We start from the raw sequence: 19918 nt of genomic DNA, 5'->3' as shown, positions 1-19918 counted from the left end.
TTAGCTCTCCTTGGTGGGCGAGTTTTCAGTTAACCAGTTAGCTAGCTGACAATACTGCGCCACGGAAATATTCTCTGCACGTTGCGCCGGGTCGATGTCCAGCTCGGTCAGCACTTCAACGCTGAACAGATTGCCGAGGCTATTGCGAATCGTTTTCCGCCGCTGGTTGAACGCTTCGGTGGTGATTCGGCTCAGTACGCGAACCTCTTTCACCGGATGCGGCAGCGTGCGATAGGGCACCAGGCGCACCACGGCGGAATCGACTTTAGGCGGCGGCGTAAAGGCGGTCGGCGGAACTTCAAGCACCGGGATTATCTGGCAGTAATATTGCGCCATCACGCTCAGTCGACCATACGCCTTACTGTTCGGACCGGCAACCAGGCGATTGACGACCTCTTTTTGCAGCATAAAGTGCATGTCGGCAATGGCATCAGTATAGCTGAACAGGTGGAACATCAGCGGCGTGGAGATGTTGTAAGGCAGGTTGCCGAACACGCGCAGCGGCTGACCCATGTTCTGCGACAGCTCGCCGAAGTTCATGGTCATGGCATCCTGCTGATAAATGGTCAGCTTTGGCCCTAAGAACGGGTGCGTTTTCAGGCGGGCGGCGAGGTCGCGGTCCAGCTCGATAACGGTGAGCGCGTCCAGACGTTCGCCTACCGGCTCGGTCAGCGCGGCCAGGCCCGGGCCGATTTCGACAATCGCCTGGCCCTTCTGTGGATTAATGGCTGAGACGATACTGTCGATCACGAACCGATCGTTGAGAAAGTTTTGCCCGAAGCGTTTACGGGCTAAGTGGCCCTGATGGACTCGATTATTCATTGCGTATTAACAATCATTTTAATGGCGAGATTAAGCGCCGTGATAAAACTGCCGACATCCGCTTTCCCCTGGCCCGCCAGTTCAAGGGCGGTGCCGTGGTCAACGGAGGTTCGAATAAAGGGTAAACCGAGCGTAATGTTCACGCCGCGGCCAAAGCCCTGGTATTTTAGCACGGGAAGGCCCTGATCGTGGTACATCGCGAGCACCGCATCGGCATGGTCGAGATATTTGGGCTGAAAAAGGGTATCCGCCGGCAGCGGCCCGCTGAGATTCATCCCCCGAGCGCGCATCTCTTCCAGTACCGGAATGATGGTGTCGATCTCTTCCGTGCCCATATGGCCGCCTTCTCCCGCGTGCGGGTTCAGACCGCACACCAGCACATGTGGCTGGGCAATACCAAACTTGTGCCGCAGATCGTGCTCAAGGATGGTGATGACTTCGCGCAGCAGGTCGGGGGTAATGGCGTCACTGATCGCTTTCAGCGGCAGATGGGTGGTCGCCAGCGCGACGCGAAGCTCTTCCGTGGCCAGCATCATTACCACTTTACTGGCCTGGGAACGCTCTTCAAAGAACTCGGTATGCCCGGTGAAGGCGATCCCGGCGTCGTTGATATTGCCTTTATGAACCGGCCCGGTAATTAACGCCGCAAACTCGCCGTTCAGGCAGCCGTCGCAGGCGCGCGCCAGGGTGTCTACCACGTAGCTGCCGTTGCGCACCTCCAGCACGCCGGGCGTTACCGGGGCGTTTAGCGGGACGGGAAGCAGGGTCAGGGTGCCGGCGCGCTGCGGGGCGGCGGGGCGGGACGGGTCGTAGGGCTGAAGCGATAAAGGAAGACCGAGCCGTTGGGCTCGGTCAGATAACAGCGCGCCATCGGCGCAAACCACCAGTTCAACCGGCCAGTCTCTCTGCGCAAGCTGCGCGACGAGGTCAGGCCCAATCCCGGCAGGTTCCCCGGGAGTGATGACAACACGATTCATACGCTTCATCCTTCAGGCTATTTCCTGGTTGGCTACGCCGTTGGCGGTTCATCCATGAGCCTCGCCCGTTTTGGGCCGTCGCAGGCAACGTTGCGGTCAGCGGCAGCGCCCCGGCGGCTCATCGGTCAGCCTGGGGCGCTATGCGCTTGCCGCCCGATACGCGTGGAACGGCTGGCGTATCGGGCGGTAAATTAGTTACTCAGAACTTTGACGTAAGCGCTGGCGCGCTGTTCCTGCATCCAGGTCGCCGCTTCTTCCGAGAACTTACGGTTCATCAGCATCCGGTAGGCGCGATCTTTCTGCGCCGCGTCGGTTCTGTCAACCTGGCGGGTGTCCAGCAGCTCGATCAGGTGCCAGCCGAAGGAGGAGTGCACCGGAGCGCTGGTCTGGCCTTTGCTCATGTGCATTAGCGCATCGCGGAACGCCGGATCGAAGATATCGGTGGTTGCCCAGCCCAAATCGCCGCCCTGGTTAGCAGAGCCCGGATCTTCAGAAAACTCTTTCGCGGCTTTCGCGAAGGTAGTTTTGCCGCTCTTAATATCCGCAGCGATCTGTTCCAGCTTGGCCTTCGCCTGGGCATCGTTCATGATCGGCGACGACTTCAGCAGAATGTGGCGGGCGTGGACTTCGGTAACGGAGATATTCTTGCTTTCGCCGCGCATGTCGTTGACCTTCAGGATATGGAAGCCAACGCCGGAGCGGATCGGGCCGACGATGTCGCCTTTCTTCGCGGTGCTCAGCGCCTGGGCGAAGATCCCCGGCAGCTCCTGAATACGGCCCCAGCCCATCTGGCCGCCTTTCAGCGCCTGCTGGTCGGCAGAGTAGCTGATCGCCAGCTTGCCGAAGTCCGCGCCGCTGCGCGCCTGCTCAACGATAGAATTCGCCTGATCCTGCGCGGCGGCTACCTGGTCGGAGGTTGGGTTTTCCGGCAGCGGAATCAGGATGTGGCTCAGGTTCAGCTCGGTGCTGGCATCGTTCTGATCGCCAATCTGTTTTGCCAGCGATTCAACTTCCTGCGGCAGCACGGTAATGCGGCGACGCACTTCGTTATTACGCACTTCTGAAATCAGCATCTCTTTGCGAATCTGATTACGGTAGGTGGCAAAGTTCAGACCATCATAGGCCAGACGGCTGCGCATCTGATCCATGGTCATATTGTTCTGCTTCGCGATGTTGGCAATCGCCTGATCGACCTGGTCGTCAGAGATTTTCACGCCCATCTTCTGGCCCATCTGCAAAACAATCTGGTCCATAATCAGTCTTTCGAGGATCTGATGACGTAGGGTGGCATCATCCGGCAACTGCTGACCGGCCTGGCCGGCGTTAAGCTTAACCGATTGCATCAGGCCGTTGACGTCGCTTTCAAGAACAACGCCATTATTGACGACAGCCGCTACTTTATCGACAACCTGTGGGGCAGCGAAACTGGTATTCGCGATCATGGCGATACCGAGAAGCAGCGTTTTCCAGTTCTTCATACTTTTTCCATTTCAATTAACCGCAAAGGCGGATTACGTTTTAAACCAGCCACATCACAGGGAGTTCTGGTACGGTAGAATGTTCGAACGCAGCATCTGCTGGGTGCCGAGACCGTAGTTGGAGCTCAGACCGCGTAGCTCAATGTTGATGCCAAAGGTATTGTCGTATTTGCTCTCGCCGTTACCGCTGTTATCCCAGCCGTTGATCTTGCGTTCATAGCCGAGGCGAATCGCGTAGCAGCAGGAGTTATACTGGACCCCTAACATCTGGTTGGCGCTCTTTTTGGTATTGGTATCAAAGTAGTATGCGCCGACAACGGACCAGCGATCGACAACAGGCCAGCTGGCGGTCATACCCACCTGAGAAATACCGTTTCTGTACTGCTCAGCGGTTGAATACGAAGGCAGGGTTGCCTGAATGTATTCCGGGCTGGCGTAACGATAGTTAAGTTGGACTAAGCGGTTTTCGTCGCGACGGTATTCAACGGTGCCGTTACCGGTTGCGACGTTATCCAGACGCGTATCGTACTGAATTCCCCCGCGTAAACCCCAGTCATCGGCGATGCGCCAGTAAGTATCTCCGGCCCAAACCAGTGAACCCCTTGTGTCGTTATTCTCCCAGTTGATGTTGTCATCACCGGTACGGGACTCGGTGAAATAATAGATTTGACCAACGGAAATATTAAAACGTTCAACGGCGGCTGCATCATATACGCGAGACGTGACGCCGGTGGTCACCTGGTTTGCGGATGCTATACGGTCCAGGCCGCTGTAGGAGCGGTCGCGGAACAGGCCGCTGTAGTCCGATTGCAGCAGGGTGGAGTCGTAAGAACCGATATGGCTCTGGTCGCGATACGGGATGTACAGGTATTGCACGCGCGGTTCCAGAGTCTGGGTAAAGCTCTCCTGCATATCGCGCTCGAAGACCATTTTGCCGTCGATTTTGAACTGCGGCATCACGCGGTTAACGGACTCTTTGTAGTCCGCATTGTTCGCCGCGTTGTAGTCGTCGAGGTTGCTCTGCTGGTAGTGGGTCGCCAGCAGCTTGGCTTCGGTATTGATGCTGCCCCAGCCGTTGGACAGCGGCAGATTGATCGTCGGCTCGAAGTGAACGCGGGTCGCTTCCGGCATGTTGGCGTTACTGTTGACGAAGTGCACCGCCTGGCCGGACAGGTGGGTATCAAACGGCCCAACGTCGTTCTGGTAGTAGTTAACGTCCAGCTGCGGCTGAGCGGCGTAGGAGTTGCTCGACTGGCGGTTAAAGACCTGAAACTGTTTGGTCGACACGGTGGCGTCGAAGTTCTGGTTGACGTAGCCGGCGCTGAATTTCTGCGTGGCGTAGCCGTCGGTGCTGGAGCCGTATTTTGAGCTGAAATCGTTAAAGTAGTCCGGATCGCTGACCTTGGTATAGTCGGCGTTCAGGCGCCATACCTGATCGATAACTCCGGAGTGGTTCCAGTAGAACAGCCAGCGGCGGCTGTTGCTGTCGCTGGAGTGATCGTCCTGGTAAATTTTATCGGACGGCAGATAGTCGAACTCGAACAGGCCCGCGCCGGCTTTGGTCAGATAGCGGAATTCGTTTTCCCACATCACGCCGCCGCGCTTGCTCATATAGTGCGGCGTCAGGGTGGCGTCGAAGTTAGGCGCGATATTCCAGTAGTAAGGAAGAGAGAACTCCGCGCCATTTTTGGTGCTGTATTTGGCGTTAGGGATCAGGAAGCCGGAACGACGCTTATCGCCTACCGGCAGCTGCAGGTAGGGGCTGTAGAAAATAGGCACCGAGCCGAGCTTAAAGCGCGCGTTCCAGATTTCCGCCACCTGCTCTTCGCGGTCGTGGATAACTTCGCTGCCGACGACGCTCCAGGTGTCAGAACCCGGCAGACAGGAGGTAAAGCTGCCGTTTTCCAGAATGGTGTAGCGGTTTTCACCGCGCTGTTTCATCAGATCGGCCTTGCCGCGGCCCTGACGGCCGACCATCTGGTAATCGCCTTCCCAGACATTGGTATCTTTGGTGTTCAGGTTTGACCAGCCTTTCGGCCCTTTGAGGATGACCTGATTATCGTCATAGTGAACGTTGCCCAGCGCATCGACCGTGCGCACGGGCTGAGGCTGGCCCGCAGCCTGCTGCTGATGAAGCTGAACCTCATCCGCCTGAAGACGGCTATTCCCCTGGTTAATATCGACGTTACCGGTGAATGTGGCATTATCCGGATAGTTGCCCTTCGCATGATCGGCATCGATCGTCACCGGCAGCTCGTTCGTTTTGCCTTCTACGAGGGGACGATTATAGCTTGGGACGCCAAGCATACACTGCGTGGCGAGATCGGCAGCGAGGCCCTGTTGACTATACAAGGCGCTGGCGATCATGGTGGCCAGGAGGCTGGGAATACGTTTTTTCATACGTTGTATTTGTTGTTCCGTCATCTTGTGGCAGCGGCTTGCAAACGGTCAGAGCCTAACGTACTCATCCTGATCGCGCTAGTGTTAATCCTGCCCGTTTCAGTCCCGAGCGTTAGGCACCGTGTAGAATGACGAGTATGATAAAGCAAATTATAGGCTATGTCCCACAATTGACCGAAGCGTCAGTGCTTTGTAACGTGCGGTCATATATAGCTTAACTGGCGGCGTAAAGTTTGGGGAGTCTATGCAGTATTTGGGAAAAATAATTGGGGTTGCGGTGGCGCTGATGATGGGCGCGGGCTTTTGGGGCGTGGTGCTGGGCCTGCTGGTCGGCCACATATTCGATCGCGCGCGCCATCGGCGGATCAACGTTTTTGCTAACCAGCAGGAGCGGCAGTCGCTGTTCTTCTCCACCACCTTCGAGGTGATGGGCCATCTGACCAAATCGAAAGGTCGCGTGACCGAAGCCGATATTCACGTCGCCAGCATTCTGATGGATCGCATGAATCTGCACGGCGAGTCGCGCACGGCGGCGCAGCAGGCGTTTCGCGTAGGGAAATCAGACGATTATCCGCTGCGTGAGAAAATGCGCCAGCTGCGTAGCGTCTGCTTCGGCCGCTTTGATTTGATTCGGATGTTTCTGGAAATTCAGCTGCAGGCGGCCTTCGCCGACGGCGAATTGCATCCTAATGAACGCGAGGTTCTGTTCGTCATCGCCGACGAGCTGGGGATCTCCCGCGCCCAGTTTGAGCAGTTCCTGCGCATGATGCAGGGCGGGGCCCAGTTTGGCGGCGGTTCGCAGCAGCACTCCGGATACCAGGGCCGCGGCCAGGGCGGCTGGCAGCAGGCGCAGCGCGGGCCGACCCTTGAGGACGCCTGCAACGTGCTGGGCGTGAAGCCGACCGATGACGCGGCGACCGTCAAGCGCGCCTACCGCAAGCTGATGAGCGAGCACCATCCGGATAAGCTGGTGGCGAAGGGCCTGCCGCCGGAAATGATGGAGATGGCGAAGCAGAAAGCGCAGGATATTCAGAAGGCCTGGGAGCTGGTCAAAGAGCAGCGCGGCTTCTGAGTTAACGGCCTCTCCCGCCGGGGAGAGGCATCAGGACGGGCTCCTGGCGCGGCGGTACATCCTCCGCGGATGGCCAATTTTGCCGTACAGCATCTCCACTTCCAGAAAGCCCGTTTCCACGCAGTGCTCCAGATAGCGGCGGGCGGTTGTTTTACTCAGCCCGGCGTCGTTCACCACCTCATCGACCGAAAAGCAGTGTTCTTCCCGCCCGCTAAACAGGTTCTGCACCAGCGCCAGCGTTTTCTCTTCAATTCCTTTGCTGCCGCTATCGGCGCGATAGTTTTTCGCCTGCAGCTGATATAGCGAATCCACGTTTTGCTGATCGACAATCTTCCATTCCCGCTGCTGGTCATAAAACTGAACGAAGCGCTCGAGCGACTGGCTCAGGCGCTTCCACGACACCGGCTTCAGGATGTAGTCGAAGGCGCCGTTGCGAATGGCGAGGCTGCAGGTTTCCATGTCGCTGGCGGCGGTAATAAAAATCACCGAACAGTTGGCGTTTGCCAGCAGCGGGTCGGTTATCAGCGTCACCCCCTTGCCGTCGGGTAAATAGTTGTCGAGCAGCACCAGCTGCGGCGGACGGGCGTTGAGCATCTGCCGCGCCTGGGTGAGGGAGGCGGCCATTCCCGCCAGCCGCATGCGCGGGTGTTTTTGAATCAGCTCGGCGTGGAGCCGCGCCAGCTCGCTCTCATCTTCGACGATCAGCACATCGACCAGGTCATGATGCATAGTTTGCCCCTTGTGGCGGGTGGGCCGGACCGTCGGCGGGGATAAATAGCGTAAAGATGGCCCCGCGCGGCGAGTTATCGGCAACCTCGATGGTGCCGCCAGCCTGAGTGACATAATGTTCAATAAGATACAGGCCGATGCCGTGATCGCCACGGGTTTTGGTGGTGACGCCGCGTTCAAAGATTCGATCGCGGATTTCCGGGCGAATCCCGACGCCGCGGTCGGCCACTTCAATCATCAGCTCCCGGGCGTTGAGCTGGATCAGCACCTCAACCGGCTCGTGCGGCAGTTCGGCGCGCTGGGTGGCTTCAATGGCGTTATCCAGCAGGTTGCCGATAATCGAGATCAGCTCCGATTCGATTAATGACGGCAGCGGCCGGTCGATGTGGCAGGCGGGATCGAAGCTCAGCGCGACGCCTTTCTCCCGCGCCCGGGCGGCCTTGCCAAGCAGCAGGCCGCAGAGCGTCGGCGAGCTAAAGCGGGATGATATAAAGTCCAGCAGCTCCTGGGCGTGTTCCGACTGCGCCTGAATATAGCGAATGGCCTCGTCGTAGTGGCCCATATGCAGCAGACCGGAAAGCGTGGTCATGCGGTTCAGCTGCTCATGGCGCATGATGCGCAGGTTATCCACGTAGCGCTTCACCTGGCTGAGCTGGGCGCTAAGCGAGTTGATCTCATCGCGATCGCGGAAGGTGATCACCCAGCCCTGCAGCGAGTTCTCCAGCATGATGCGTACCCGGCTGGCAAGAACGGTGAGCTGGTTGAAGCGGCATAGCTCATCGTGCGTATCGCTTTCCAGCATCTCGCCGCTGGCGAAAAACGGCTGCGGGACGATGACGCTATCGATAGACTGCCCGCGCAGCCGGTGCGCGGGCTGGCTAAGGCCGAGCAGGCTGCGGGCGGCGTGGTTAATGACGTTAATGCGGCGGGTATGATCGATGACGATAACCCCTTCATAAATTGACTCCATCATCGCCTTTTGCTGGCGCACCAGCAGGCCGATCTCCCGCGGCTCCAGGGAGAAGATCTGCTTTTTGATGCTGCGGGTGAAGTACCAGGAGAAGATAAATAGCGCAACCAGCAGCAGCACGGCGGCGACGAAGATATTGATGACTTTTTGCAGCGTAACGCTCTCGAGATAGCTGGTCAGATAGCCGACGGAAACAATCCCCACCACCTGGCCCGCGTCGTTACGTATCGGCGCCTTGCTGCGCAGCGAAACCCCGAGCCCGCCTTTGCGGATGGTGGTAATAGTTTGCCCCTCCAGCACCGCCTGATTATCGCCGCCCACCAGCCGGGTGCCGATCCACTCCGGGTGCACGGAGTGGAACAGATGCACGCCCCGCGCGTCGCCGATAACAATAAAGCTGGCGTCGCTGCGGGCGGCGATTTCCTGCATAAAGGTTTTTATTCCCTGCGGGTCCTTGCGGGCAACCTGCTGGCGTAAATTGGGCATCAGGGCGATCTCTTCGGCCTGTATTTGGGCGCGGGTGCTCATCTCCTGATAAAGCTGATGGCTGGCATCGAAATAGTAATAAACGCCCAGCAGGGCGAACAGGATCGAGAAAAACGCCACCAGGGAAATAAACAGCTTAAATTGAAAGGAAACTTTCATAGGCTTTGTTCAGAGTCTCAGTAAGGCGGGCAAGAAACGAGTGGCCGCCTGCGCCGGGGTCAGGGAACGGAAACGATCCGCGAAGCCTATTTATAAATGATCTATAGCGCTGACGACAAAAAACCATAAAAACCACGCTAATAAATCAGAGATATATCACGCCGGGAATAGAAACCATAAAAACCATAGTGCCCATTAAAACTTCATTTTTAATCTGGCGATCCTCACATTAAGCCGGCTTATTCCCCCCTAGTCTGAAGATGGATAATAACTAAAGGGCTAAACCTATGAGCACCACAGACAATGCATTCTCTGCGACCCTCGACCCCATCGACACCCCAAAGGCCACGCTGAAACAGCGCTGGTGGCACGTTATGGACAACCGGAAAGTCGGGATTATCCCGCTGCCTCTGTTCCTGCTGGCTGGCGGCTTAATTGCCCTTGACTGTCTGGGCGGCAAGCTGCCGAGCGACATTGTGGTGATGGTGGCGACGCTGGCCTTTTTTGGCTTTGCCTGCGGCGAGTTTGGCAAGCGCCTGCCGGTGCTCGGCAAGCTCGGCGCGGCGGCAATCTGTGCGACCTTTATTCCCTCGGCGCTGGTCCACTACGGCCTGCTGCCGGACGTGGTGGTGGAATCCACCACCAAATTCTACAAGTCGACCAATATTCTCTATCTCTATATCTGCTGCATTATCGTCGGCAGCATAATGAGCATGAACCGCACCACGCTGATTCAGGGCTTTCTGCGCATTTTCTTCCCGATGGTGTGCGGTGAAATTGTCGGCATGCTGGTCGGCGTTGGCGTCGGGACGGCATTAGGCCTGGAGCCGTTCCAGGTATTTTTCTTTATCGTCCTGCCGATTATGGCCGGCGGCGTAGGGGAAGGGGCGATACCGCTGTCGATTGGCTACGCCGCGCTGATGCATATGGATCAGGGCGTCGCGTTAGGCCGCGTCCTGCCGATGGTTATGCTGGGCAGCCTGACGGCGATTGTCATCTCCGGCAGCCTGAACCAGCTGGGCAAGCGCTTCCCGCATCTGACCGGCGAAGGCCAGCTGATGCCGAACCGCAGCAACGAAGCGCAGCGCAACGATTCCGGTGACGAAAGCTTCGGCGGCAAAACGGACGTGGCGACCCTGGCGTCCGGGGCGCTGCTGGCGGTGCTGCTCTATATGCTTGGGATGCTGGGCCAGAAGATGATTGGCCTGCCGGCGCCGGTGGGCATGCTGTTCCTGGCGGTGCTGCTGAAGCTGGCTAACGGCATATCGCCGCGCCTGCAGGAGGGCTCTCAGGTGGTGTATAAGTTCTTCCGCACGGCGGTGACCTATCCGATTCTGTTTGCCGTTGGCGTCGCCATTACGCCGTGGCAGGAGCTGGTTAACGCCTTTACTATCACTAATCTGCTGGTGATTATCTGCACCGTTTCCGCGCTGGTGGCGACCGGGTTCTTTGTCGGTAAAAAAATTGGTATGCACCCGATCGATGTGGCGATCGTCTCCTGCTGCCAGAGCGGCCAGGGGGGAACCGGCGACGTGGCGATTCTGACCTCCGGCAACCGCATGAACCTGATGCCGTTCGCCCAAATCGCCACCCGCATCGGCGGCGCGATCAATGTCTCTCTGGGGCTGCTATTTCTTAGCCACTTCATGGCGTGATTTAGTTCTGCGCTAACAGGAAAAACTGCTATTTCGCACCACAGGACGAAGAAAATTTCTTTGTCCTGTATCGCTAAATTCTGTGCATTTAGCGATACAATCAGCAGCGAAATCCGTTATCGCGACGGCCCCTGCCGCCGTTATTTTATTTAGTGAAGGAGAGGAATTAATGTCCGTGGATACTCCCGCCCGTGCGGGCGCCAGCGTTGAAAACCTGCTGGCGGTGAAAGCGCAGCGTGAAGCTCGTCAGAACGACTGGTTAACCCATTATCAGCAGCCGGTTATTTCGCTCACCCTGGTGACGCCGGGCGCGGAGAAAGACAGCATCCGCTATCGCAATATGATGGGCGTGGCGCTGCAGGCTTTCGATCAGCTGCTGTGGAAACACCGCTGGCAAACGCTGGATCGTCAGGTGCAGTGGCTGCCAACCGGGCCGGAAGCGCTGTGGTGCGTTGAGCACTCTGCCGGTGAAATTAACGCGCTGTGCACGGAGCTGACGCAATCCCATCCGCTGGGGCGTTTATGGAATATCGAAGTGATTTGCCCGGCGGACGGCCTGCAGAGCCGCCCGTCTGCTGCCGAGAGCAACGATCGCCACCCGCAGCAGTCGGCCGCTCACGTAGAACAGATGATTGACGCCTGGTTTGCCCGCGACTAACGGATGCGTGCCTGAGGATCGCCCGGGCAAGGCGTGACGCCGTAGCCCGGGGAATCAGCGGTCAGAAGTCGACCGGCGCGCGGAAGGTCATCGCGTTGCCGAACGCGGGATGGGTGATGGTCAGCGTCTCGGCGTGCAGCAGCAGGCGCGGGGCCATCGCCAGCGCTTCCGGCGTCGCATAAAAGCGGTCGCCGAGAATCGGGTGGCCGAGGGCCAGCATATGCACGCGCAGCTGGTGCGAGCGCCCGGTAATTGGCTTCAGGCGCACGCGGGCGCTGTTATCGTCCGCGTACTCCAGCACCTCATACTCGGTTTGCGCCGCCTTGCCGGTTTCGTAGCACACCTTCTGCTTTGGCCGGTTCGGCCAGTCGCAAATCAGCGGCAAATCCACCAGACCTTCCGCAGGCTGCGGGTGCCCCCACACGCGGGCGACGTACTGCTTCTTCGGCTCGCGCTCGCGAAACTGCCGCTTCAGCTCGCGCTCCGCCGCTTTGGTCAGCGCCACCACAATCACGCCGCTGGTGGCCATATCCAGCCGGTGAACCGACTCGGCCTGCGGGAAGTCGCGCTGCACGCGCGTCATCACGCTGTCTTTATGCTCCTCCAGGCGCCCCGGCACGGACAGCAGGCCGCTCGGCTTGTTGACCACCATAATGTGCTCATCCTGATAGAGGATAATCAGCCAGGGATCCTGCGGCGGATTGTAGTTTTCCATCGCCATATTCGCGTTCCGTTACTGGTGAGTGACGACGATTAAACGCAGCGCATCCAGACGCCAGCCGGTCTGGGCCAGCGCATCCATTACTTGCTGACGATTGCTCTCAATGGCCGACAGTTCGTCATCGCGGATGTTCGGGTTCACCGCCTTAAGCGCTTCCAGACGCGACAGCTCCGCCGACAGCCTGTCGTTAGCCTCATCGCGCGCCGCGTCGATCAGCGCCTGAGCGGCCTTCGCGACCTGCGCTTCGCCGAGCTGCAGGATCGCGTGAACGTCCTGCTGCACCGCGTTGACCAGCTTGCTGCCGGTATGGCGGTTAACGGCGCTCAGCTGGCGGTTGAAGCTCTCAAACTCCACCTGGCCGGCGAGGTTGTTGCCGTTCTTATCCAGCAGCATGCGTACCGGCGTGGCCGGCAGGAAGCGGTTAAGCTGCAGCTGCTTCGGCGCCTGGGCTTCGACGACGTAAATCAGCTCGAGCAGCAGCGTCCCGACCGGCAGCGCCTTATTCTTCAGCAGCGAGATGGTGCTGCTGCCGGTATCGCCGGAAAGGATCAGGTCCAGGCCGTTGATAATCAGCGGATGCTCCCAGGTGACGAACTGCGCGTCTTCGCGGGAGAGAGCGACGTCGCGCTCGAAGGTGATGGTGCAGCCGTCCTCCGGCAGGCCCGGGAAGTCCGGAACCAGCATATGATCGGACGGGGTCAGCACGATCAGGTTTTCGCCGCGGTCATCCTGGTTGATACCGACGATATCAAACAGGTTCATGGCAAAGGCGATCAGGCTGGTGTCGTCATCCTGCTCTTCAATGCTTTCGGCGAGCGCCTGCGCCCCTTCGCCGCCGTTGGAGTGGATCTCCAGCAGGCGGTCGCGGCCCTGCTCCAGCTGCGCTTTCAGCGCGTCGTGCTGCTGGCGGCAGGCTTTAATCAGCTCGTCGAAACCGTCGGTGGTTTCCGGCGCGGCAAGATAGTTAATCAGCTGGTCATGGACGCTATCGTAAACGGTACGGCCGGTCGGGCAGGTGTGCTCGAAGGCATCAAGCCCTTCGTGATACCAGCGGACCAGTACCGACTGGGCGGTTTTTTCCAGATACGGCACGTGGATCTGAATTTCGTGCGCCTGGCCAATACGATCCAGGCGGCCAATACGCTGCTCCAGCAGATCCGGGTTGAACGGCAGATCGAACATCACCAGGTTGCTGGCGAACTGGAAGTTACGGCCTTCGGAGCCGATTTCAGAACACAGCAGCACCTGCGCGCCGGTGTCCTCTTCGGCAAACCACGCCGCGGCGCGGTCGCGTTCGATGATCGACATCCCTTCGTGGAATACCGCGGCGCGAATGCCTTCCCGCTCGCGCAGCACCTGCTCCAGCTGCAGCGCGGTGGCGGCTTTGGCGCAAATCACCAGCACCTTCTGCGAACGGTGGCTGGTCAGGTGACCCATCAGCCACTCGACGCGCGGGTCGAAGTTCCACCAGGTTCCGCTATCGCCTTCGAACTCCTGATAGATCTGCTCCGGGTAGAGCATGTCGCGCGCGCTCTCTTCGGCGGTTTTACGCGCGCCCATAATGCCGGAGACTTTGATGGCCGTCTGGTATTGTATCGGCAGCGGCAGGCGAATGGTGTGCAGCTCGCGTTTCGGGAAGCCTTTGACGCCGTTACGGGTGTTGCGGAACAGGACCCGGCTGGTGCCGTGGCGGTCCATGAGCATGGAGATCAGCTCCTGGCGCGCGGAGGGCGCCCCGTCGCGATCGCTGTTAGCGGTCTGCAGCAGCGGCTCAATATCCTGCTCGCCGATCAGCTCGCCGAGCATATTCAGGTCGGCATCGCTCAGCCTGTTGCCCGCCAGCAGCAGGGCTACGGCGTCGGCCACCGGGCGGTAGTTCTGCTGCTCTTCAACGAAGCGGGCGAAGTCGTGGAAACGGTTCGGGTCCAGCAGGCGCAGACGGGCGAAATGGCTCTCCATGCCCAGCTGCTCCGGCGTGGCGGTCAGCAGCAGGATCCCCGGCACGCGCTCGGCCAGTTGCTCAATCGCCTGATATTCGCGGCTCGGCGCCTCTTCGCTCCACACCAGGTGGTGCGCCTCATCGACGATTAGCAGATCCCATTCGGCGTCGCACAGGTGCTCAAGGCGCTGCTTGCTGCGGCGCACGAAATCCAGGGAGCAGATCACCAGCTGCTCGGTTTCAAACGGATTATAGGCGTCGTGCTGCGCTTCGGCGTAGCGCTCGTCGTCAAACAGCGAAAAGCGCAGGTTGAAGCGGCGCAGCATTTCGACCAGCCACTGGTGCTGCAGGGTTTCCGGCACGACGATCAGCACCCGCTCGGCGGCGCCGGCCAGCAGCTGCTGATGCAGGATCATTCCGGCTTCAATGGTTTTACCGAGCCCGACTTCGTCCGCCAGCAGCACGCGCGGGGCGTGGCGACGGCCAACGTCGTGAGCGATGTGCAGCTGGTGCGGGATCAGGCTGGTACGCTGGCCGCGCAGGCCGCTCCACGGCATCCGGTACTGCTCGCTCTGATATTTACGCGCGCGGTAGCGCAGCGCAAAACGGTCCATGCGGTCGATCTGCCCGGCAAACAGGCGATCCTGCGGCTTGCTGAAAACCAGCTTGCTGTCGAGCAGCACTTCACGCAGGACCACGTTGGTCTCCTCGGTATCCAGACGGGTACCGATATAGGCCAGCAGGCCGTTCTCTTCATTAACTTCGTCAACCTGGAGCTGCCAGCCTTCGTGGCTGGTGATGGTGTCGCCTGGATTAAACATCACGCGGGTGATCGGGGAGTCATTGCGCGCGTACAGACGATTTTCGCCGATGGCGGGGAAAAGAAGGGTAACCATGCGCGCATCCAACGCGACTACCGTCCCTAATCCCAGTTCGCTCTCTGTGTCGCTAATCCAGCGTTGACCAAGTGTAAAAGGCATATGTGTTCGGCTCTTTAGTTCTTAAATTGCAGGCAATAGTTGATCATCTCCAAATAGGCTGGAGAGAGATCAAAATTGAGGCCAGGAGTGGAAAGGGCGCTATGGTACTGGATGCCGCGGTGATAGTCACCTGTCAAAATAGCCCCAGCTGCCCTGTCACTATTGTAGCAAAATCATCGTCGACAAAGGGAAGTATTCCTTCCGCGACCGGCTGCAGTTGCTTCGACAAATAGTGCTCGTAATCGAGCGGCGAGTGCTGATAATCGACCGGCTCCGGCCCGCTAGTGGTCCAGACATATTTGATGCTGCCGCGCTGCTGGTACTGCTGCGGCCTGCCCAGCCTGACGTTGTGCTCGTCGGCAAGTCTTGCCGCGCGGACGTGCGGCGGAACGTTGCGCTGATATTCCGCCAGCGGCCGGCGCAGGCGCTTGCGGTAGATCAGCCGATCGTCGAGCTCGCCGTTCATCAGCTGACGAATCGTCTCCAGCACGTAGTCGCGGTAGGGCTGGTTGCGGAAGATGCGCAGGTACAGCTCCTGCTGAAACTGCTGGGCCAGCGGCGTCCAGTCGGTTCGCACCGTCTCCAGCCCTTTAAAGACCATTTTCTGCTGCTGCGCCTCCTGAATCATCCCGGCGTAGCGCTTTTTGCTGCCGGTATCGGCGCCGCGGATGGTCGGCATTAAAAAGCGGCAGAAGTGGGTTTCAAACTCCAGCTCCAGGGTGCTGGTGAGGCGCGCTTTCCCCAGCTCGGCGGCCCACCAGTCGTTGACATAGGCCACCAACGAACGGCCGATTTTCGCCGCCTCTTGTTCATCATGGGCGCGCCTGAGCCAGACAAAGGTGGAGTCGGTGTCGCCGTAGATAACGTCATAGCCCTGCGACTCAATCAGCGCTTTGGTCTGGCGCATGATGGCGTGGCCGCGCATGGTGATGGACGAAGCCAGCCGCGGGTCGAAAAAGCGGCAGGCGCTGGTGCCGAGTACGCCATAAAAGGCGTTCATAATGATCTTCAACGCCTGCGACAGCGGTTTATTTTTATGCCGCCTGGCGTCGTCGCGGCCGAGCCAAATCTGGCCGACGATGTCCGGCAGGCAGTGCTTTTCGCGAGAGAAGCGCGCGCCGAGAAAGCCTTCGGTGCTGTGCTCGTCATCGGGCAGAGCGCCGCCTTCGACCAGCCCCACCGGGTCGATCAGGAAGGTGCGGATAATCGAGGGGTACAGGCTTTTGTAGTCCAGCACCAGCACCGAATCGTAGAGGCCGGGGCGGGAGTCCATCACGTAGCCGCCGGGGCTGGCCTGCGGCGGCACTTCGCCGAGGTTCGGCGCAACGTAGCCCAGCCGGTGCATGCGTGGAAAGTAGAGGTGGCTGAAGGCGGCCACCGACCCGCCGTGGCGGTCGGCGGGCAGGCCGTTAACCGTGGCGCGCTCCAGCAGAAACGGCACGATCTCCGTTTTCTGGAAGATGCGCGTCACCAGCTCGCAGTCCTGCAGGTTGTAGGTTGCCAGCGCGGGTTTATCCTCGCTGAAGCGGCGGTCGATTTCGTCCATCCGATCCCACGGGTTATCAATGGCTTTGCCTTCCCCCAGCAGCTCGCGGGCCACCGTCTCAAGCGAAAAAGAGGGGAAGTTCCAGAACGCGGATTTCAGCGCCTCTATGCCGTCAATAATCAGCCGCCCGCTGGCCTGGGCAAAGAAGACGCCGTTTTTAAAACCGTGCTCGCGCCACTCCAGCTCGCTGTTGCCGCGGCCGAGCAGCAGCGGAATGCGGTAGCGCTCGGCGTGTTTTTGCAGCACGCGCAGGTCGAACTGGACGACGTTCCAGCCGATCAGGATGTCCGGATCGTGGGCGGCAAACCAGGCGTTGAGCTTTTCCAGCAGCTGCGGGCGGCTGGCGACGTACTCCAGCTGAAAATCGACGGTAGGAGCGACCGCCGGCTCCGGCCCGAGCATGTAGACCACCCGCTGGCCGCAGCCCTCCAGGCCGATGCAGTACAGCTCGCCGTGGCGGCTGGTTTCGATATCCAGCGAGACCCACTTCAGCGGCGGCCGGTAGTGCGGGCTGGCCTTCATACGGGCGTTGATCAACTGCGCGCCGCGCGCTTCGCCTTCGACCCAAACCGGGGCGGTAATAAAGCGCTCCATCAGATAGCGTTCCGGCGGGCGGACGTCGCCTTCGTAGACGGTAACCCCCTGTTCGCGCAGCTTCTTTTCGAGGCGCATCAGCTAGCGATGGGCGCGGCAGTAAAGGCCGAAAACCGGCTGGCGGTGAAAATCTTTCAGGCTGAGCGGGGCGAGGCGCAGGCCGTTTTCGCCCTGCAGCAGGCGCTCAGCCTGGGCGCGCTGCGCTTCCGGGATAAAGGCCACCGACTCCTGCGGCGGCAGGGTGACCAGCAGGGGGCCGTCGTCGGTCGCCAGCCAAAAGGTCAGCTCCGTGCCCTGGGGAGTATCCCGCCAGTGACGGGTCAGTAAAAAACCTTCTCGTGGCTGAGTCACGCCGCGCTCTCATCAAGTCAAACCAGGCCTGAGTATAGCCTGGTTCACGGCGCGATGCTGGGGTTTTATACAGGCGTTTGGCCGGATGCGGCGGCGCTACTGACCGTAATAGGCCTGCGCGCCGTGCTTGCGTAGATAGTGCTTATCCAGCAGGGTTTGCTGCATATCCGCCAGCTGCGGCGCCAGCTGGCGGCAGAAAATCCCCATATAGGCGATCTCTTCCAGCACAATCGCGTTATGCAGCGCATCCTCCGCGTTTTTTCCCCACGCGAACGGGCCGTGGGAGTGCACCAGCACGCCGGGCATTTGCGCCGGGTCGATGGCGTTGTCGCGGAAGGTTTCGACGATCACGCGCCCGGTTTCCCACTCATACTCGCCGTTGATTTCGCTGTCGGTCATCAGCCGGGTGCAGGGAACCGCGCCGTAGAAGTAGTCGGCGTGGGTGGTGCCGGTGGCCGGGATGGGCTGGCCCGCCTGCGCCCAGATGGTCGCGTGGCGCGAATGGGTATGTACGATACCGCCGAGGGTCGGGAAGGCCTGGTACAGCAGGCGATGGGTCGGGGTATCCGACGAGGGTTTCTTTTTCCCCTCCACCACTGCGCCGGTTTCGAGGCTTACTATCACGATATCCTCAGCGCTCATCGCGCCGTAGTCGACGCCCGACGGTTTAATCGCCAGCAGGCCTCGCTCGCGGTCGACGGCGCTGACGTTGCCCCAGGTTAAGGTCACCAGGTTGTGCCTGGGCAGCGCGAGATTCGCTTCCAGCACCTGACGTTTCAGATCTTCTAACATGATGTGCTCCGAGTCGCGGGTCTGCGCGGTTTCCCCTCTCCTTAGCGGTGGAGAGGGGGGAAGTGCGCGCGATCGCCTAGCGTTTGCCGGCGTAATAAACTTCGTTCCAGCGCAGCGCATCTTTGAAGGAAGGCAGGCGGGTTTCGTTATCAATGACGGTCAGCTCGATATCCTGCAGCTCCGCAAACTGACGCATATCGTCGAGAGTCAGGGCGTGGCTGAAGACGGTATGGTGCGCGCCGCCGGCAATGATCCAGGCTTCGGAGGCGGTGCGGAGATCCGGCTGCGCTTTCCACAGGGCGTTGGCCACCGGCAGCTTCGGCAGAGCGTGCGGCGTCGCGACCGTCTCCACGGTGTTAACCAGCAGGCGGAAGCGATCGCCGAGATCGATCAGGCTGGCGACGATCGCCGGGCCGGTCTGGGTGTTGAAGATCAGGCGCGCAGGGTCGGCTTTACCGCCAATGCCCAGCGGCTGGACGTCGAGGATCGGTTTTTCCGCCGTGGCGATGGTGGGGCAGACCTCCAGCATATGCGAGCCGAGCACCAGATCGTTGCCGCTGTCGAAGTGGTAGGTGTAATCCTCCATAAAGGAGGTGCCGCCCTGCAGACCGGTCGACATCACCTTCATGATGCGCAGCAGGGCGGCGGTTTTCCAGTCGCCTTCGCCCGCAAAGCCGTAGCCCTGCTGCATCAGACGCTGCACGGCGAGGCCCGGAAGCTGCTTGAGGCCGTGTAAATCTTCAAAGGTGGTAGTGAAGGCGTGGAAGCCGCCCTCCTGCAGGAAGCGCTGCATTCCCAGCTCGATGCGCGCGGCATCGACAACGTTCTGCCGCTTATCGCCGTGAACCTGCGCCGCCGCGGTTAGGCGGTAGCGGCTTTCATACTCGTCAACCAGGGCGCTAATCTCGCCGTTGCTGACGTCGTTGACCACCTGCACCAGATCGCCCACCGGCCAGGTATTGACCGAGAAGCCGAATTTGATCTGCGCGGCGACCTTATCGCCGTCGGTGACCGCCACTTCGCGCATATTATCGCCAAAGCGGCAGACCTTCAGATGGCGGGTATCCTGCTTCGAGACCGCCTGGCGCATCCACGAGCCAATGCGCCGATGCGCCTCGCCATCCTGCCAGTGGCCGGTCACCACGCTATGCTGCTGGCGCATGCGGGCGCCAATAAAGCCGAACTCGCGGCCGCCGTGCGCGGTCTGGTTGAGGTTCATAAAGTCCATATCGATGCTGTCCCACGGCAGCGCCGCGTTGTACTGGGTGTGGAACTGCAGCAGCGGTTTATTGAGGATGGTCAGGCCGTTAATCCACATCTTGGCCGGAGAGAAGGTATGCAGCCACACCACCATGCCGGCGCACTTATCATCGTAGTTAGCGTCGCGGCAGATATGGGTGATTTCGTCCGGCGTGGTGCCCAGCGGCTTTAACACCAGCCGGCACGGCAGTTTGGCCTCGGCGTTCAGGCTGTTCACCACCTGCTCGGCGTGCTTCGTAACCTGACGCAGCGCCTCCGCGCCGTACAGATGCTGGCTGCCAATCACGAACCAGACTTCATAGTTAGCAAAAATCGTCATTTTGGTGTCC

At 59.7% G+C, this 19918-nt stretch carries 13 protein-coding genes and 1 pseudogene; 3 read left to right on the top strand and 11 right to left on the bottom strand.

The features are described 5' to 3' along the window. The 4 genes from rsmA to lptD form a co-directional block, all read right to left on the bottom strand. Positions 1 to 822, bottom strand: a complete 822-nt coding sequence (gene rsmA / locus AC1M2H_RS23075) for a 16S rRNA (adenine(1518)-N(6)/adenine(1519)-N(6))-dimethyltransferase RsmA (protein ID WP_480149205.1) — start codon at positions 820 to 822, stop codon at positions 1 to 3. Next, on the bottom strand, positions 819 to 1808 hold the full coding sequence (gene pdxA, locus AC1M2H_RS23070) for a 4-hydroxythreonine-4-phosphate dehydrogenase PdxA (RefSeq protein WP_480149204.1): 990 nt from the start codon (positions 1806 to 1808) through the stop codon (positions 819 to 821). The genes rsmA and pdxA overlap by 4 nt, the downstream gene beginning before the upstream one ends. Before the next feature lie 182 nt (positions 1809 to 1990). Then, positions 1991 to 3277 carry a peptidylprolyl isomerase SurA gene (surA, locus tag AC1M2H_RS23065; RefSeq protein ID WP_480149202.1) on the bottom strand — a complete coding sequence of 429 codons (1287 nt, stop codon included), beginning with the start codon at positions 3275 to 3277 and terminating at the stop codon, positions 1991 to 1993. Positions 3278 to 3331: 54 nt separating this feature from the next. Next, positions 3332 to 5677, bottom strand: coding sequence for an LPS assembly protein LptD (gene lptD, locus AC1M2H_RS23060; protein WP_480149201.1), 2346 nt, complete (start codon positions 5675 to 5677; stop codon positions 3332 to 3334). Positions 5678 to 5921: 244 nt separating this feature from the next. On the opposite strand from lptD, the gene djlA reads away from it, so the two are divergent. After that, positions 5922 to 6749 (top strand): co-chaperone DjlA, encoded by an 828-nt coding sequence (gene djlA, locus AC1M2H_RS23055; protein ID WP_464414917.1) that lies wholly within the window; start codon positions 5922 to 5924, stop codon positions 6747 to 6749. Positions 6750 to 6779: 30 nt separating this feature from the next. On the opposite strand, the gene AC1M2H_RS23050 is transcribed toward djlA, so the two are convergent. Further along, entirely contained in the window at positions 6780 to 7478 is a 699-nt protein-coding gene (locus AC1M2H_RS23050; protein ID WP_480149200.1) for a response regulator, read from the bottom strand. Next, positions 7468 to 9093, bottom strand: a complete 1626-nt coding sequence (locus tag AC1M2H_RS23045; RefSeq protein WP_480149199.1) for an ATP-binding protein — start codon at positions 9091 to 9093, stop codon at positions 7468 to 7470. The genes AC1M2H_RS23050 and AC1M2H_RS23045 overlap by 11 nt, the downstream gene beginning before the upstream one ends. Before the next feature lie 287 nt (positions 9094 to 9380). Here AC1M2H_RS23045 and AC1M2H_RS23040 point away from each other — a divergent pair, with 287 nt between their 5' ends. Next, positions 9381 to 10748, top strand: a complete 1368-nt coding sequence (locus AC1M2H_RS23040; RefSeq protein ID WP_480149198.1) for a 2-hydroxycarboxylate transporter family protein — start codon at positions 9381 to 9383, stop codon at positions 10746 to 10748. Between the two features lie 169 nt (positions 10749 to 10917). Then, positions 10918 to 11406, top strand: coding sequence for a citrate lyase holo-[acyl-carrier protein] synthase (gene citX, locus AC1M2H_RS23035; protein WP_480149197.1), 489 nt, complete (start codon positions 10918 to 10920; stop codon positions 11404 to 11406). Between the two features lie 61 nt (positions 11407 to 11467). On the opposite strand, the gene rluA is transcribed toward citX, so the two are convergent. From rluA to araA, 5 genes and pseudogenes are all read right to left on the bottom strand, one after another. Continuing rightward, the gene (gene rluA / locus AC1M2H_RS23030; RefSeq protein WP_480149196.1) at positions 11468 to 12127 is read right to left on the bottom strand and encodes a bifunctional tRNA pseudouridine(32) synthase/23S rRNA pseudouridine(746) synthase RluA; all 660 of its coding nucleotides are present in this window, start codon (positions 12125 to 12127) and stop codon (positions 11468 to 11470) included. 12 nt (positions 12128 to 12139) lie between these two features. Next, entirely contained in the window at positions 12140 to 15046 is a 2907-nt protein-coding gene (rapA, locus tag AC1M2H_RS23025) for an RNA polymerase-associated protein RapA (RefSeq protein ID WP_480149195.1), read from the bottom strand. A gap of 133 nt (positions 15047 to 15179) precedes the next feature. Continuing rightward, a pseudogene (gene polB / locus AC1M2H_RS23020) lies at positions 15180 to 17537 on the bottom strand (DNA polymerase II). Positions 17538 to 17633: 96 nt separating this feature from the next. Further along, positions 17634 to 18329 carry an L-ribulose-5-phosphate 4-epimerase gene (gene araD / locus AC1M2H_RS23015; RefSeq protein WP_480149194.1) on the bottom strand — a complete coding sequence of 232 codons (696 nt, stop codon included), beginning with the start codon at positions 18327 to 18329 and terminating at the stop codon, positions 17634 to 17636. A 76-nt stretch (positions 18330 to 18405) separates the two neighbouring features. Further along, the gene (gene araA, locus AC1M2H_RS23010; RefSeq protein WP_480149193.1) at positions 18406 to 19908 is read right to left on the bottom strand and encodes an L-arabinose isomerase; all 1503 of its coding nucleotides are present in this window, start codon (positions 19906 to 19908) and stop codon (positions 18406 to 18408) included. Positions 19909 to 19918 lie beyond the last annotated feature (10 nt).

It is taken from the genome of Klebsiella sp. F11, from assembly GCF_056712265.1.
This window is presented reverse-complemented; position numbering and strand designations above follow the sequence as displayed.